Here is a 15414-nt window from a genome sequence, read left to right as displayed (position 1 = left end):
TTTTTTGTTGCAAAAGATAAAACCATTTCATACGATATACCGTCATGTAGATGTGAAGCCATGCTTTACTTAAATGGAAATGACTTGACTGTTCAGGAAGGCTTCGGTACCTTATATAAGTGTTTTATTTTCTTGCTGAATGGTATTCCGCCGTATTTTTTTGATAGGAGTTGCTGACATGACGGAAGAAAGAAAAGAAACGTTTGAAGAAGAAATTAACCAGAGTGAAAGAATAGATGCAGATGAAGAACCGCTATCGAGAATGTCCAGAAAGGCAAGCCGCCAAAGCAAGCAGAAGCAAAAACAAAAGCAGAAACCGCGCCAGGAACGCGGTGAATCGGCTGTTAAAGACAAGCTTGCGTCTGTATGGGCAGCCATCAACAGATACTGCGGTTTTGCATTCTCGATTTTAAAATCACCGGCGAAAACCGTCATAGCGGATGGTTTTTCTCATTATAAGTACGGTCTGATTTCAATGCTTATATTCAGTGTGATCTTTTCAATTGGGAACTGGTTTCAGTTAAAGGCGAGCTGGAACCGGCCGCTCGGTTTCGGAGAACGCCATCATGCTTTCTATGACGGGTTTTTAGTTGTTCTAGTGTATTTGCTGATCTTTTTCGCGGTAATGGTCTTTGCTATATGGGCTGTCTCCCGCTACATGGTGAAGCAGAAGGTGACGTTCAGAGAAGCGGCTGCCGTATTGGGTTCATTGCTTGTACCGGTGATAGCTGTTTCAATTATATGGCTGATCTTTGCGATCGTGAATATCCCGATGCTGACAGTTCTGTTTACGGTGCTGATCCTGTTTTCCATCTTTTTTATCATCGCGCTGTATGTACAGCGGGTGTACCAGGCGGCAGAAGATGCACCGATTGATTATATCTATTGTGTATTGGCTGTGGTGGGGATAGCGCTGCTGTTTACGGCAGTGACTTGGCCATTTATTTCTGAATATTTCACGGCATCGCTGATTCCGCTTTAATGAAAAAACCGGCTCAAAGCAGCCGGTTTTTTCATGTCACACTTTTTACAAATATATCTAAAAAACATAGTTGATTTGTAGGATTAACCCGTGTATGATGGGGAAAATGCTGTAAACGTCCAGCGCAAAAACCTTTATATTGAAGGAGGATGATGGACATGGCTGAAGTACTTCGCCGCGCAATTAATCAAAAGAAGCAATTTTTAAAAACCAAATTACTGCTCTCGGAATTTTATCAGGGAAGAGGGGAACAGCTGGCCCACTACACGCTTAGTGAGCTTGAGAAAGAATACAAGTCCCTTCTGAAAATGAAAAAAGAGATCTGACAATAGATGAGAAGAGGTGAGTCTGCTGAAAAGCGGGCTTTTTTTAATTTTGAAAAGGTGAGAAAGCGGGTAAACTACTACTGTTTAACCTCATAAAGCGTGTCGAAATATTTTCCTCAGGCTTTGGGCCTCGGCTCATTGTAAACGACTCATTTCTCTAGTAGAATATGAATGCTTTATGCAAGCTGAAGAGTAGGGGGATGAAATAAAATGATGCAAACCATCTTATCAAATGGGATAGCCATGGTTCTCATAATTCTCATTATTAATATTGTCTATGTGTCATTTTTTACGATAAGAATGATATTAACGCTGAAAGGACAGCGTTATTTAGCGGCCGGCATCAGCACGATTGAAATACTGGTTTATGTGACAGGGCTGAGTCTTGTGCTTGACAACCTAGACCAGATTCAAAACGTGATCGCGTACGCGCTCGGTTACGGTCTTGGCGTGATTGTCGGCATGAAAATAGAAGAAAAATTGGCGCTTGGCTATATTATGGTCAACGTCATTACGAAGGAGCTCGATCTTGATCTTCCGAAGCAGCTCCGTGAAAAAGGCTACGGCGTGACAAACTGGGTGGCCGGCGGACTTGAAGGTGACCGTACAGCCCTTCAGATTCTGACGCCGAGAAGATATGAACTCCAGCTATATGATACGATTAAAACACTTGATTCAAAGGCCTTTATTATTGCGTACGAACCAAAAACAATCCACGGGGGCTTCTGGGTCAAAGCGGTGAAGAAGAGGAGAATTAAAGAATAATGGCAAAGCCGAAGAAGAAAAAGTTTGAAGTGACAGAGCAGCAAACGATTGATGCGGTGCTTCAGCAAATGAAAGAAGAAGGTTATCTGCCTGTAAGGCGAATGGAAGAGCCTATTTTTATGGAAAAAAAGGAAAATGGGTCAATTCAGATCGTTCCGTGCGGAAAAAAAATCGTATTTGAAGGGAAATTGATCTAAAACACGAACATTAGTAGAATGAATTTTTGTATCGTTCGATAATATCGTTGACATTATCCATGTCCGTTGTTAAGATAAACATGAAATCAAAACACGACCTCATATAATCTTGGGAATATGGCCCATAAGTTTCTACCCGGCAACCGTAAATTGCCGGACTATGCAGGAAAGTGATCGATAAAACTGACATGGATATATCGCAGAAGCGAACGACTGACGATACATGTACCATGCCCGGTTTGTATTGCTTCCTCATAAGTGCAATGCAAATTCGGGTATTTTTTATTTTCTGAAAACTAAAGCATTAGAAGGTGGGAACAGAATGCAGCCGCTAGTAGGAATCATCATGGGAAGCACTTCCGATTGGGAGACAATGAAACACGCATGCGACATACTTGACGAACTTAATGTTCCGTACGAAAAAAAGGTCGTTTCCGCTCACCGGACGCCTGATTTTATGTTTGAATACGCTGAAACTGCCAGAGAAAGAGGCATCAAGGTGATTATCGCCGGTGCCGGAGGAGCGGCGCATCTGCCTGGGATGACGGCGGCGAAAACAACGCTTCCGGTCATTGGAGTGCCGGTTCAGTCCAAGGCGCTGAACGGCATGGATTCACTGCTATCCATCGTCCAAATGCCTGGAGGCGTACCTGTTGCGACGACAGCCATAGGCAAAGCGGGCGCAGTGAACGCAGGCCTGTTAGCGGCGCAAATTTTGTCAGCTTTTGACGAAGATCTTGCCCGTAAGCTGGATGAGAGAAGAGAAAATACAAAACAGACGGTGTTAGAAAGCAGTGATCAGCTTGTCTAAACAAATCATCTATCCGGGAGCTGTAATCGGCATAATCGGCGGCGGCCAGCTTGGGAAAATGATGGCTGTATCCGCCAAACAAATGGGGTATAAAGTCGCGGTCGTTGATCCTGTGAAAGATTCGCCGTGCGGGCAGGTTGCGGATGTCGAAATTACCGCTCATTATAATGACCGTGAAGCGATTCGACAATTGGCTGAAATCAGCGATATCATCACATATGAGTTTGAAAACATTGACTATGATGCGCTGCATTGGCTGAAAGACCATGCGTATCTCCCGCAAGGAAGTGAGCTGCTGCTCATTACCCAAAACCGTGAAACAGAGAAAAAAGCAATTCAAGCCGCGGGCTGTGAAGTCGCACCGTACAGCATCGTCAAAACACAGAATGAATTGAAACAGGCGGTACAGGAGCTCGGGCTTCCGGCAGTGCTGAAAACATGCCGCGGCGGGTACGACGGCAAAGGCCAATTTGTGATAAAAGAAGAGGCGCAAATGGAGCAGGCAGCCGCTCTTTTAGAACACGGAACCTGTATTCTTGAAAGCTGGGTTTCTTTTAAAATGGAATTGTCAGTGATTGTCGTCAGATCGGTAAACGGAGAAGTTTCAACATTTCCGGCAGCTGAAAACATTCACCACAACAATATTCTTTTCCAAAGCATTGTGCCTGCACGGGCCGGGGAAGGGATTCAGCAGAAGGCTGCTGAGCTGGCCGTTAAGCTTGCTGATGAGCTCAATCTTGTCGGGCCGCTTGCTGTTGAGATGTTCCTGACAGAGGACGGAGAGCTTTTGGTTAATGAACTGGCGCCAAGACCGCACAATTCTGGGCATTATACGCTGGACCTTTGCGAGACGAGCCAGTTTGAACAGCATATCAGGGCGGTATGCGGGCTCCCGCTTGGCAAGACAGATTTGCTGAAGCCGGGCATGATGGTGAATCTTCTCGGCAATGAAGTAAAGCTTGTTGAGGAAGACCCGGATCTTTTAAAAGAGGCAAAGCTATATATATACGGAAAACATGAAATCAAAAAAGGCCGCAAAATGGGGCATATTACATTTATGAAGCAGCCTGAAGACGAATGGATTCAGGAGATCACAAATAAATGGATGAATAGAGACGGAGGACAAGCAGAATGATCGAACGTTATTCAAGACCTGAAATGTCTGCGATTTGGACGGACGAAAACAGATTTCAAGCATGGCTGGAGGTAGAGATTCTTGCCTGTGAAGCGTGGGCAGAGCTTGGCGTCATTCCGAAAGAAGATGTAAAGGTTATGCGTGAGAACGCGTCATTTGACATCAACCGCATTTTAGAAATCGAAAAGGACACGCGTCATGACGTTGTCGCTTTTACACGCGCCGTTTCCGAATCACTGGGCGAAGAAAGAAAATGGGTGCACTACGGCTTAACGTCAACTGATGTTGTTGATACGGCTCTTTCCTACTTATTAAAACAGGCAAACGATATTCTGCTCAAGGATCTTGAGAGATTTGTTGACATTATTAAAGAAAAAGCAAAAGAACATAAATACACAGTCATGATGGGGCGCACACACGGCGTACACGCTGAGCCTACAACATTCGGCTTAAAACTTGCGCTTTGGCATGAAGAAATGAAACGTAATCTTGAGCGTTTTAAACAAGCCAAAGCAGGCATCGAGGTTGGAAAGATTTCCGGCGCTGTCGGCACATATGCGAACATTGATCCATTTGTTGAGCAATATGTCTGTGAGAAGCTCGGATTGAAAGCAGCACCAATTTCAACTCAAACCCTTCAGCGTGACCGTCATGCTGACTATATGGCAACACTTGCTTTAATCGCGACAAGCATCGAGAAATTCGCTGTGGAAATCCGCGGATTGCAAAAGAGTGAAACACGTGAAGTTGAGGAATTTTTCGCGAAAGGGCAAAAGGGTTCATCTGCAATGCCGCATAAACGAAATCCGATCGGTTCTGAAAACATGACAGGCATGGCGCGCGTGATCCGCGGCTACATGATGACAGCTTACGAAAATGTTCCATTATGGCATGAGCGCGATATTTCTCATTCTTCAGCAGAACGGATTATTCTTCCGGATGCGACAATTGCGCTGAACTATATGCTGAACCGCTTCTCCAACATCGTGAAAAACTTAACGGTCTTCCCGGAAAACATGAAGCGCAACATGGACCGCACTCTAGGCCTTATCTATTCTCAGCGTGTGCTGCTTGCTTTGATCGACACAGGCCTGACACGTGAAGAAGCCTATGATACTGTTCAACCGAAAGCAATGGAAGCGTGGGAAAAACAAGTGCCGTTCCGTGAGCTTGTGGAAGCGGAAGAGAAAATCACGTCACGTCTTTCTCCGGAAAAAATTGCTGACTGCTTTGATTACAACTACCATCTGAAAAATGTTGATCTGATCTTTGAACGTTTAGGTTTAGCATAGAAGAAGCTTTTAGCGGCTTCTTCTAAGCCGCCGCAGTTTGAAAATTCCCAACATTCGGGTTAGGAGGCCTTCCGTGAATATTGTGAAGAATGAACTTTTATATGAAGGAAAAGCAAAAAAGATCTACAAAACCGATGACGAAAACACGCTGTATGTTGTGTATAAAGACTCCGCCACTGCCTTTAACGGCGAGAAAAAAGCAGAAATCAGCGGAAAAGGACGCTTAAATAACGAGATTTCAAGCTTGATTTTCAAACATCTTCATACAAAGGGCATTAACAATCACTTTATCGAGCGCATTTCGGAAACGGAGCAGCTCATTCAAAAGGTAACGATCGTGCCGCTTGAAGTCGTCGTCAGAAATGTTGTGGCAGGAAGCATGTCCAAACGTCTCGGCATTCCAGAAGGCACGGAACTTGAACAGCCGATTATCGAGTTTTACTACAAAGATGACGCGCTAGGTGATCCGCTCATCACCGAAGATCATATTTGGCTTTTGAAGGCGGCGACTCCTGAGCAGGTAGAGACCATTAAGTCCATTACAAAAACAGTAAATGAAGAGCTTCAAAGCATTTTCGACGATTGTCATGTCAGATTAATAGATTTCAAGCTTGAATTCGGTTTAGATGCAGAAGGGCAAGTGCTTTTGGCGGATGAAATTTCTCCTGACACATGCCGCTTGTGGGATAAAGAAACGAACGAAAAGCTGGACAAAGATTTATTCAGACGCAATCTGGGAAGCTTAACCGACGCATACGAAGAGATTTTCAAAAGACTGGGAGGCATTCATCATGTATAAAGTAAAAGTTTATGTCAGCTTAAAAGAAAGTGTACTAGATCCACAAGGGAGCGCTGTCCAACATGCCTTGCACAGTATGACTTACAACGAAGTTCAAGATGTGCGCATCGGGAAATACATGGAGCTTACCATTGAAAAATCTGACCGTGATCTTGACGTGCTAGTGAAAGAAATGTGCGAAAAACTTCTTGCAAATACAGTGATTGAAGATTACAGATATGAAGTTGAGGAGGTAGTCGCACAGTGAAATTTGCGGTGATTGTGTTACCCGGCTCCAACTGTGATATCGATATGTATCATGCTGTAAAGGATGAGCTCGGCCATGAAGTGGAATATGTCTGGCATGAGGAAACAAGTCTTGACGGCTTCGACGGCGTGTTAATTCCGGGAGGATTTTCTTACGGCGATTACTTAAGATGCGGCGCCATCGCCCGATTTGCGAATATTATGCCAGCTGTCAAACAGGCGGCGGCTGAAGGAAAACCTGTTCTTGGCGTCTGCAACGGATTCCAGATTTTACAGGAGCTTGGGCTTCTGCCAGGCGCAATGAGACGCAACAAAGATTTGAAGTTCATTTGCCGTCCGGTTGAATTGATTGTGCAGAACGACGAAACATTATTCACAGCTTCCTACGAAAAGGGACAATCGATTACAATCCCGGTTGCCCATGGTGAAGGGAATTTCTACTGTGATGACGAGACGCTTGCTTCATTAAAGGAAAACAATCAAATTGCTTTCACATACGGCTCTAATATTAATGGAAGTGTCAGCGACATTGCCGGTGTCGTGAATGAGAAAGGCAATGTATTAGGCATGATGCCTCACCCTGAACGCGCGGTCGATGAACTGCTTGGAAGCGCCGACGGTCTTAAATTGTTCCAGTCTATCGTGAAAAATTGGAGGGAAACTCATGTCACTACTGCTTGAACCAAGTAAAGAACAAATAAAAGAAGAGAAACTATATCAGCAAATGGGTGTCAGTGATGATGAGTTTGCATTGATAGAATCCATTCTTGGAAGATTGCCGAACTACACTGAAATCGGAATTTTTTCTGTCATGTGGTCTGAGCATTGCAGCTACAAAAACTCAAAGCCGATTTTGCGTAAATTCCCGACAAGCGGCGAGCGTGTGCTGCAGGGGCCGGGGGAAGGCGCCGGAATCGTTGATATCGGTGATAACCAAGCGGTTGTCTTCAAAATTGAATCACATAACCACCCATCAGCTCTAGAGCCTTACCAAGGCGCTGCGACTGGCGTAGGCGGAATCATCCGTGACGTATTCTCGATGGGTGCCCGTCCAATCGCTGTATTGAACTCTCTTCGATTTGGTGAACTGACTTCACCGCGAGTGAAGTACTTGTTTGAAGAAGTAGTAGCGGGTATCGCCGGATACGGCAACTGTATCGGCATCCCGACAGTCGGCGGAGAGGTGCAGTTTGACAGCAGCTATGAAGGAAATCCGCTTGTCAATGCCATGTGCGTCGGTTTAATCAATCATGAAGACATCAAAAAAGGCCAGGCGAAGGGTGTCGGCAATACCGTAATGTACGTAGGAGCGAAAACAGGGCGTGACGGAATCCACGGCGCTACGTTTGCTTCTGAAGAGATGTCAGACTCATCTGAAGAAAAGCGTTCTGCTGTCCAAGTCGGCGATCCGTTTATGGAGAAGCTTTTGCTTGAAGCGTGTCTGGAAGTCATCCAATGCGACGCCTTAGTCGGCATTCAGGATATGGGAGCTGCCGGTTTAACAAGCTCAAGTGCAGAAATGGCAAGTAAAGCCGGCTCTGGTATTGAAATGAACCTTGACCTGATTCCTCAGCGCGAAACAGGCATGAGCGCGTATGAAATGATGCTTTCTGAATCACAGGAACGGATGCTTTTGGTCATCGAGCGCGGACGTGAGCAGGAAATCATCGATATTTTTGACAAGTACGATCTTGAAGCGGTTTCTGTCGGACGTGTGACAGATGATAAAATGCTTCGCCTGACACACAAAGGAGAGGTTGTGTGCGAGCTGCCTGTTGATGCCTTGGCAGAAGAAGCACCGGTTTACCATAAGCCTTCTCAAGAGCCTGCTTACTATCGCGAGTTTTTGGAAACGGACGTTCCCGCCCCGCAAATTGAAGATGCGAATGAAACGCTGAAGGTGCTTCTTCAGCAGCCGACGATTGCGAGCAAAGAGTGGGTTTACGACCAGTATGACTACATGGTGCGCACGAATACAGTTGTCGCTCCCGGGTCTGATGCTGGTGTTCTCAGAATCCGCGGAACGAAAAAAGCGCTGGCGATGACGACAGACTGTAACGCGCGTTATCTCTATCTTGATCCTGAAGTCGGCGGGAAAATTGCTGTTGCTGAAGCGGCGCGCAATATCATTTGCTCAGGCGCAGAACCGCTTGCAGTCACGGATAACCTTAACTTCGGAAACCCTGAGAAGCCGGAAATCTTCTGGCAGATCGAAAAAGCGGCTGACGGCATCAGCGAGGCGTGCAATGTTCTCAGCACACCGGTTATCGGCGGTAACGTATCGCTTTATAACGAATCAAACGGCACGGCGATCTATCCGACACCTGTTATTGGCATGGTCGGCTTAATTGAAGATACAGCACACATTACAACACAGCATTTCAAACAAGCGGGCGATCTTGTGTACGTGATCGGCGAAACAAAACCAGAGTTTGCCGGAAGCGAGCTGCAAAAAATGACAGAAGGCCGCATTTACGGCAAAGCGCCGCAAATCAATCTTGATGTCGAACTGTCACGCCAAAGAGCACTGCTTGAAGCGATTAAAAAAGGCCTCGTTCAATCTGCGCATGATGTGTCTGAAGGCGGCTTAGGCGTAGCGATTGCGGAAAGTGTCATGACGACGGAAAACCTTGGCGCTAACGTAACTGTAGAAGGCGAAGCAGCGTTATTATTCTCTGAATCTCAATCCCGCTTCGTTGTTTCAGTGAAAAAAGAACACCAAGCAGCGTTTGAAGCAGCTGTAAAAGATGCGGTTCATATTGGTGAGGTAACGGCTGACGGAATTCTGGCGATTCAAAACCAAGACGGACAACAAATGATTCATGCGCAAACGAAAGAGCTTGAACGCGCATGGAAAGGAGCTATCCCATGCTTGCTGAAATCAAAGGCTTAAATGAAGAATGCGGCGTATTTGGGATTTGGGGGCATGAAGAAGCCCCGCAGATCACATATTACGGTCTCCATAGCCTTCAGCACCGAGGACAGGAAGGTGCGGGCATCGTAGCGACTGATGGTGAAAAACTGACGGCGCACAAAGGCCAAGGGCTGATCACTGAAGTATTTCAAAATGGCGAACTCAGCAAAGTAAAGGGAAAAGGCGCTATCGGGCACGTTCGGTACGCAACGGCTGGAGGCGGCGGATACGAAAATGTTCAGCCGCTCCTCTTCCGTTCCCAAAACAACGGCAGCCTGGCGCTTGCTCATAACGGAAACCTTGTCAACGCCACTCAGCTGAAGCAGCAGCTCGAAAATCAAGGGAGCATTTTTCAAACCTCTTCGGATACAGAGGTTTTGGCCCATCTGATCAAAAGAAGCGGCCACTTCACACTGAAGGATCAAATTAAAAACTCGCTTTCCATGCTGAAAGGCGCCTACGCGTTTCTGATCATGACAGAGACCGAAATGATTGTCGCGCTTGACCCGAACGGGCTTAGACCGCTGTCGATCGGCATGATGGGCGACGCTTATGTGGTCGCATCGGAAACATGCGCATTTGATGTTGTCGGCGCAACGTACCTTCGTGAGGTAGAACCGGGTGAGATGCTGATCATCAATGATGAAGGCATGAAATCAGAGCGTTTTTCCATGAATATCAACCGTTCTATTTGCAGCATGGAGTACATTTATTTCTCCAGACCAGACAGCAATATTGACGGTATTAATGTGCACAGTGCCCGTAAAAACCTTGGGAAAATGCTGGCTCAGGAATCCGCAGTTGAAGCTGACGTCGTAACCGGGGTTCCAGATTCCAGTATTTCAGCGGCAATCGGCTATGCAGAGGCAACAGGCATTCCGTATGAGCTCGGCTTAATCAAAAACCGGTATGTTGGCAGAACGTTTATTCAGCCGTCTCAAGCTCTGCGTGAGCAAGGCGTCAGAATGAAGCTGTCTGCGGTGCGCGGGGTTGTAGAAGGCAAACGCGTCGTGATGGTGGATGATTCGATCGTACGCGGAACAACTAGCCGCCGGATTGTCACGATGCTGAGAGAAGCGGGTGCGACAGAGGTGCATGTGAAAATCAGTTCACCGCCGATCGCTCATCCGTGCTTTTATGGCATTGACACTTCCACACATGAAGAACTGATCGCGTCTTCGCATTCTGTTGAAGAAATCCGTCAGGAAATCGGAGCCGATACCCTCTCATTTTTGAGTGTGGAAGGGCTTCTGAAAGGCATCGGCAGAAAATACGATGACTCGAATTGCGGACAGTGTCTCGCTTGCTTTACAGGGAAATATCCGACTGAAATTTACCAGGATACAGTGCTTCCTCATGTGAAAGAAGCAGTATTAACCAAATAAAACTTGAAAATGACATAAAGGCAGCGCAGTTCGGCTGCCTTTCTCTTTCTGCCCTCTTTAGGGGAGATATTTTGAAAAGCGCCTTAAAGGAGTGAATAGGATGTCTGAAGCATATAAAAACGCAGGGGTTGACATCGAAGCCGGATATGAAGCTGTAAAACGAATGAAAAAACACGTGGAGCGCACGAAACGACTTGGCGTTATGGGCAGCCTTGGCGGTTTTGGCGGCATGTTTGACCTGTCTGAGCTTTCTTATCAAAAGCCAGTTCTCATTTCGGGAACGGACGGTGTCGGCACAAAATTAAAGCTCGCTTTTTCCATGGATAAGCATGACACGATTGGCGTGGACGCTGTTGCGATGTGCGTCAACGACGTGCTGGCACAAGGTGCAGAGCCGCTGTTTTTCCTTGATTATTTAGCGGTTGGCAAAGCGGACCCTGTCAAAATTGAACAGATTGTACAAGGTGTGGCGGACGGCTGTGAGCAGTCAGGTTCAGCCTTAGTCGGCGGCGAGACGGCTGAAATGCCGGGGCTCTATACAGCTGATGAATACGATATTGCCGGTTTCTCAGTCGGAGTGGCAGAAAAGGACGAAATCGTGACTGGAGAAAACATCCAAGAGGGCCATCTCTTGATCGGCCTCAGCTCCAGCGGCCTTCACAGCAACGGATTTTCCCTTGTCAGAAAAGTGCTTCTGGATGATGCGGAGCTGGACCTTGATACAACATATGAGCCGTTTGAACGCCCGCTTGGCGAGGAGTTGCTTGAACCGACAAGAATTTACGTGAAGCCTGTGCTCGCCGCAGTCAAAAGCGGAAAAATCGACGGCATGGCGCACGTCACAGGCGGAGGATTTATCGAAAATATCCCGCGCATGCTTCCAGAAGGCTTAAGTGCGGAAATCGATCACGGCTCATGGCCGATCCCGCCGATTTTCTCTTTCCTGCAAGAGTACGGCAAGCTGAAGGAAGAAGACATGTTCAACGTCTTTAATATGGGGATCGGCTTTGTTTTGGCAGTCAAAGAAGAGCATTTGACAGATGTGATCGGAACGCTTGAAAGACATGGCGAAAAAGCCTATTTGATCGGGCGTGTGAAAAAAGGCCAAGGCGTCACATTTGGCGGTGCGGCACTTTCATGAAAAAGATTGCGGTATTTGCATCAGGAAACGGTTCAAACTTCGAAGCCATCGTCACGCGTTTGAAGGAGGAGAACTGGGATGCGTCAGTAGCACTCCTCGTTTGCGACAAACCGCAGGCGAAAGTCATCGAACGGGCGGAAGCATTCCACATTCCATCCTTTGCATTTGAGCCGAAGTCTTATGAAAACAAGGCTGCATTTGAACAAGCCATTATTGAACAGCTTCGTCTTCACGAGGTTGAATTGATTGTTCTTGCCGGCTATATGAGGCTGATCGGTGATACGCTCCTTCAAGCATATGGAGGAAAAATCATTAACATTCACCCGTCGCTTCTTCCCGCGTTTCCTGGAATCGACGCAGTCGGACAGGCGTTCCGAGCGGGTGTGAAGGTGGCCGGAATCACCGTGCATTATGTCGATGAAGGAATGGATACAGGTCCGATCATCGCTCAAAAGGCAATCGAAATTGATGAACATGATACATTGGAAACAATCGAACAGCGAATTCACAAGCTTGAGCATAAATGGTATCCGAGTGTGATTAAACAGCTATTAGGATTAAATAACAGAGGTGAAAAGGCATGACCATTAAACGTGCATTAATCAGTGTTTCAGATAAAACAAATCTCGTTCCTTTCGTAAAAGAACTGACAGAGCTTGGCGTTGAAGTCATCTCCACAGGCGGAACGAAAAAGCTTCTTCAAGAAAACGGCGTGGATGTGATCGGAATTTCTGAAGTGACAGGCTTTCCTGAAATTATGGACGGCCGGTTAAAAACCCTTCACCCGAATATTCACGGCGGTCTTCTGGCGGTTCGCGGCAATGAAGAGCATATGGCGCAGATCAATGAACACGGGATACAGCCGATTGACCTCGTTGTCGTCAACCTCTATCCATTTAAAGAAACGATTTCTAAAGAAGACGTCACGTATGAAGAAGCGATTGAAAATATTGACATCGGCGGACCTGGCATGCTGCGTGCGGCATCAAAGAACCATCAGGATGTGACGGTTATCGTCGATCCGGCCGATTACAGCTCAGTGCTGAAGCAAATCAAAGAAGAAGGCGGCGTATCCCTTCAGAAAAAACGCGAGCTCGCGGCAAAAGTATTCCGTCATACTGCGGCATATGATGCACTGATCGCTGACTATCTGACAAATGTTGTCGGTGAAAAAGAACCAGAGCAATTCACTGTAACATTTGAGAAAAAACAATCGCTTCGCTACGGAGAAAACCCGCATCAGGAAGCAACATTCTATCAAACAGCACTTCCTGTTAAAGGCTCCATTGCGCAAGCAGAACAGCTCCACGGCAAAGAGCTTTCTTACAACAATATTAAAGACGCGGACGCGGCAGTTCAAATCGTTCGTGAATTCACTGAGCCGGCTGCGGTTGCCGTGAAGCATATGAATCCGTGCGGTGTTGGGACCGGGGAAAGAATCTCAGAAGCGTTTGACAGAGCGTTTGAAGCGGATAAAACATCTATCTTCGGCGGCATTATCGCGCTGAACCGTGAAGTGGACAAGGCAACTGCCGAAGCGCTTCACAACATTTTCTTAGAAATCATCATTGCGCCTTCATTCAGCCAAGAAGCGCTTGACATCCTGACTGCGAAGAAAAATCTTCGTCTGCTGACGCTTGACGTATCTGCTGCTGTTCAAAAGGAAAAACAGCTGACATCCGTTCAAGGCGGGCTGCTGATTCAAGATTTAGATATGCACGGCTTCGATGATGCGGAGATCAGCATTCCGACAAAAAGAGAGCCGAATGAGCAAGAGTGGGAAGACTTGAAGCTCGCTTGGAAAGTCGTGAAGCATGTGAAATCAAATGCGATCGTTCTCGCGAAGGACAACATGACAGTCGGCGTGGGAGCAGGCCAAATGAACCGCGTTGGATCAGCGAAAATCGCCATCGAGCAAGCAGGAGAAAAAGCGAAGGGCAGCGCGCTCGGCTCTGATGCATATTTCCCAATGCCAGATACTGTCGAAGAAGCGGCAAAAGCGGGCGTTACAGCCATCATTCAGCCAGGCGGATCAATCCGTGATGAGGATTCCATCAAAAAAGCGGATGAATACGGCATTGCCATGGTCTTCACCGGCATCAGACACTTCAAACATTAAGGGGATGAAAACGACGTGAATGTATTAATTATCGGTAAAGGCGGAAGAGAGCATACGCTGGCATGGAAGGCAGCGCAAAGCAGCCTCGTCGAGAATGTATTTGCCGCTCCCGGAAATGACGGCATGGCAGCTTCCGCACAGCTTGTAAACATTGAGGAAAGCGACCACGCAGGGCTTGTCTCATTTGCAAAAGAAAATCAGGTCGCCCTGACCATTGTTGGCCCTGAGGTTCCTTTAATTGAAGGTCTGGTGGATGAATTCGAAAAAGCGGGCTTGCGTGTGTTCGGCCCGTCAAAAGCTGCGGCGATCATCGAAGGAAGCAAACAGTTCGCTAAGGATTTAATGAAGAAATACGACATTCCGACCGCAGAATACGACACGTTTACATCCTTTGAAGAGGCGAAGGCATATGTGCAGGAAAAAGGCGCTCCGATTGTTATAAAAGCAGATGGACTCGCAGCTGGAAAGGGCGTTACTGTTGCTATGACAGAGGAAGAAGCAATCGCATGTCTGCATGATTTTCTTGAGGATGAAAAGTTTGGTGATGCGAGCGCGTCTGTTGTCATTGAAGAATACCTTTCTGGTGAAGAATTTTCTTTAATGGCCTTTGTCAAAGGAGAAAAGGTGTATCCAATGGTGATCGCCCAGGATCACAAACGTGCGTTTGACGGAGACAAAGGCCCGAACACGGGCGGAATGGGGGCTTACTCTCCAGTTCCGCAAATTTCGGAAGAAACGGTCCGCCATGCGGTAGAAACAATCGTGAAGCCGGCCGCCAAAGCAATGGTACAAGAAGGCCGTTCCTTCACTGGCGTTTTGTACGCTGGATTGATGCTTACTGAAAACGGCTCGAAGGTCATTGAATTTAATGCCCGTTTCGGCGATCCGGAAACACAGGTCGTGCTTCCGCGCATGGAATCTGATCTGGTACAGGTGCTTCTTGATCTTTTAGATGATAAGGAAGTTGACTTAAGATGGAAGGATACCGCGGCTGTTAGTGTGGTGCTTGCTTCAGAAGGATATCCGGAAAGCTATGCAAAAGGCACGCCGATCGGAAGCCTTGCAGCGGAAACCGAGCAGGTCGTGGTCTTCCATGCCGGAACGAAAGCAGAAGGCGGAGAGTTCGTTACAAACGGGGGCCGCGTCGCCAATGTGACGGCTTTTGATGAAACGTTTGAAGCGGCTAGAGACCGAGTGTACAAAGCGGTTGATGAAATATTCAAACCGGGACTCTTTTTCAGAAAAGACATTGGGGCACGCGCTTTAAAGGCTGCCCAAAAATAAGTGAGGAAAACCCGCAGA

16 protein-coding genes and 1 riboswitch are annotated in these 15414 nt (G+C 47.0%); all 16 genes read left to right on the top strand.

Translation table 11 applies throughout. The annotated features are described in order from the left end of the window. Positions 1–178 precede the first annotated feature (178 nt). The 16 genes from ACQXR1_RS16260 (at position 179) to purD (ending at position 15396) form a co-directional block, all read left to right on the top strand. On the top strand, positions 179–982 hold the full coding sequence (locus ACQXR1_RS16260; RefSeq protein WP_326274344.1) for a hypothetical protein: 804 nt from the start codon (positions 179–181) through the stop codon (positions 980–982). A gap of 158 nt (positions 983–1140) precedes the next feature. Beyond that, positions 1141–1308: a Fur-regulated basic protein FbpA gene (locus ACQXR1_RS16255; protein ID WP_014663056.1), complete on the top strand. Its 168-nt coding sequence runs from the start codon at positions 1141–1143 to the stop codon at positions 1306–1308. Between the two features lie 210 nt (positions 1309–1518). Beyond that, positions 1519–2073: a DUF2179 domain-containing protein gene (locus ACQXR1_RS16250; RefSeq protein ID WP_009966729.1), complete on the top strand. Its 555-nt coding sequence runs from the start codon at positions 1519–1521 to the stop codon at positions 2071–2073. Continuing rightward, positions 2073–2270 carry an NETI motif-containing protein gene (locus tag ACQXR1_RS16245; protein ID WP_003219403.1) on the top strand — a complete coding sequence of 66 codons (198 nt, stop codon included), beginning with the start codon at positions 2073–2075 and terminating at the stop codon, positions 2268–2270. Before ACQXR1_RS16250 ends, ACQXR1_RS16245 begins: the two co-directional genes overlap by 1 nt. A 79-nt stretch (positions 2271–2349) precedes the next feature. Next, positions 2350–2451: riboswitch (purine riboswitch) on the top strand. A gap of 141 nt (positions 2452–2592) precedes the next feature. Then, positions 2593–3081 (top strand): 5-(carboxyamino)imidazole ribonucleotide mutase, encoded by a 489-nt coding sequence (gene purE, locus ACQXR1_RS16240; RefSeq protein WP_014663058.1) that lies wholly within the window; start codon positions 2593–2595, stop codon positions 3079–3081. Beyond that, positions 3074–4216: a 5-(carboxyamino)imidazole ribonucleotide synthase gene (gene purK, locus ACQXR1_RS16235; RefSeq protein WP_134975876.1), complete on the top strand. Its 1143-nt coding sequence runs from the start codon at positions 3074–3076 to the stop codon at positions 4214–4216. Before purE ends, purK begins: the two co-directional genes overlap by 8 nt. Beyond that, positions 4213–5508 carry an adenylosuccinate lyase gene (purB, locus tag ACQXR1_RS16230; RefSeq protein ID WP_003233955.1) on the top strand — a complete coding sequence of 432 codons (1296 nt, stop codon included), beginning with the start codon at positions 4213–4215 and terminating at the stop codon, positions 5506–5508. Before purK ends, purB begins: the two co-directional genes overlap by 4 nt. A 73-nt stretch (positions 5509–5581) precedes the next feature. After that, positions 5582–6307 (top strand): phosphoribosylaminoimidazolesuccinocarboxamide synthase, encoded by a 726-nt coding sequence (gene purC, locus ACQXR1_RS16225; RefSeq protein WP_014663061.1) that lies wholly within the window; start codon positions 5582–5584, stop codon positions 6305–6307. Continuing rightward, positions 6300–6554 (top strand): phosphoribosylformylglycinamidine synthase subunit PurS, encoded by a 255-nt coding sequence (gene purS / locus ACQXR1_RS16220; protein WP_003219409.1) that lies wholly within the window; start codon positions 6300–6302, stop codon positions 6552–6554. The genes purC and purS overlap by 8 nt, the downstream gene beginning before the upstream one ends. After that, positions 6551–7234: a phosphoribosylformylglycinamidine synthase subunit PurQ gene (gene purQ, locus ACQXR1_RS16215; protein ID WP_014663062.1), complete on the top strand. Its 684-nt coding sequence runs from the start codon at positions 6551–6553 to the stop codon at positions 7232–7234. Before purS ends, purQ begins: the two co-directional genes overlap by 4 nt. Next, on the top strand, positions 7218–9446 hold the full coding sequence (purL, locus tag ACQXR1_RS16210; RefSeq protein ID WP_430772491.1) for a phosphoribosylformylglycinamidine synthase subunit PurL: 2229 nt from the start codon (positions 7218–7220) through the stop codon (positions 9444–9446). The genes purQ and purL overlap by 17 nt, the downstream gene beginning before the upstream one ends. Beyond that, the gene (gene purF / locus ACQXR1_RS16205; RefSeq protein ID WP_003233947.1) at positions 9422–10852 is read left to right on the top strand and encodes an amidophosphoribosyltransferase; all 1431 of its coding nucleotides are present in this window, start codon (positions 9422–9424) and stop codon (positions 10850–10852) included. Before purL ends, purF begins: the two co-directional genes overlap by 25 nt. Before the next feature lie 100 nt (positions 10853–10952). Then, positions 10953–11993: a phosphoribosylformylglycinamidine cyclo-ligase gene (gene purM, locus ACQXR1_RS16200; protein ID WP_071581616.1), complete on the top strand. Its 1041-nt coding sequence runs from the start codon at positions 10953–10955 to the stop codon at positions 11991–11993. Then, positions 11990–12577 (top strand): phosphoribosylglycinamide formyltransferase, encoded by a 588-nt coding sequence (gene purN / locus ACQXR1_RS16195; protein WP_014663065.1) that lies wholly within the window; start codon positions 11990–11992, stop codon positions 12575–12577. The genes purM and purN overlap by 4 nt, the downstream gene beginning before the upstream one ends. Beyond that, complete coding sequence (gene purH, locus ACQXR1_RS16190; RefSeq protein WP_430772490.1) at positions 12574–14112, top strand: bifunctional phosphoribosylaminoimidazolecarboxamide formyltransferase/IMP cyclohydrolase; 1539 nt, start codon at positions 12574–12576, stop codon at positions 14110–14112. The genes purN and purH overlap by 4 nt, the downstream gene beginning before the upstream one ends. A 15-nt stretch (positions 14113–14127) precedes the next feature. After that, on the top strand, positions 14128–15396 hold the full coding sequence (gene purD / locus ACQXR1_RS16185) for a phosphoribosylamine--glycine ligase (protein ID WP_071581614.1): 1269 nt from the start codon (positions 14128–14130) through the stop codon (positions 15394–15396). Positions 15397–15414: the final 18 nt, after the last annotated feature.

It is taken from the genome of Bacillus sp. ATD, assembly GCF_050585765.1.
In the GTDB taxonomy this organism is placed as follows: domain Bacteria; phylum Bacillota; class Bacilli; order Bacillales; family Bacillaceae; genus Bacillus; species Bacillus stercoris.
This window is presented reverse-complemented; position numbering and strand designations above follow the sequence as displayed.

What these genes read in the sequence shown, in the direction of transcription:
- purM (WP_071581616.1), top strand. Translation starts at nt 10,953, where the DNA reads ATGTCTGAAGCATATAAAAACGCAGGGGTTGACATCGAAGCCGGATAT.
- purS (WP_003219409.1), top strand. Translation starts at nt 6,300, where the DNA reads ATGTATAAAGTAAAAGTTTATGTCAGCTTAAAAGAAAGTGTACTAGAT.
- ACQXR1_RS16250 (WP_009966729.1), top strand. Translation starts at nt 1,519, where the DNA reads ATGATGCAAACCATCTTATCAAATGGGATAGCCATGGTTCTCATAATT.
- purL (WP_430772491.1), top strand. Translation starts at nt 7,218, where the DNA reads ATGTCACTACTGCTTGAACCAAGTAAAGAACAAATAAAAGAAGAGAAA.
- ACQXR1_RS16255 (WP_014663056.1), top strand. Translation starts at nt 1,141, where the DNA reads ATGGCTGAAGTACTTCGCCGCGCAATTAATCAAAAGAAGCAATTTTTA.
- purB (WP_003233955.1), top strand. Translation starts at nt 4,213, where the DNA reads ATGATCGAACGTTATTCAAGACCTGAAATGTCTGCGATTTGGACGGAC.
- purF (WP_003233947.1), top strand. Translation starts at nt 9,422, where the DNA reads ATGCTTGCTGAAATCAAAGGCTTAAATGAAGAATGCGGCGTATTTGGG.
- purH (WP_430772490.1), top strand. Translation starts at nt 12,574, where the DNA reads ATGACCATTAAACGTGCATTAATCAGTGTTTCAGATAAAACAAATCTC.
- purN (WP_014663065.1), top strand. Translation starts at nt 11,990, where the DNA reads ATGAAAAAGATTGCGGTATTTGCATCAGGAAACGGTTCAAACTTCGAA.
- ACQXR1_RS16245 (WP_003219403.1), top strand. Translation starts at nt 2,073, where the DNA reads ATGGCAAAGCCGAAGAAGAAAAAGTTTGAAGTGACAGAGCAGCAAACG.
- ACQXR1_RS16260 (WP_326274344.1), top strand. Translation starts at nt 179, where the DNA reads ATGACGGAAGAAAGAAAAGAAACGTTTGAAGAAGAAATTAACCAGAGT.
- purE (WP_014663058.1), top strand. Translation starts at nt 2,593, where the DNA reads ATGCAGCCGCTAGTAGGAATCATCATGGGAAGCACTTCCGATTGGGAG.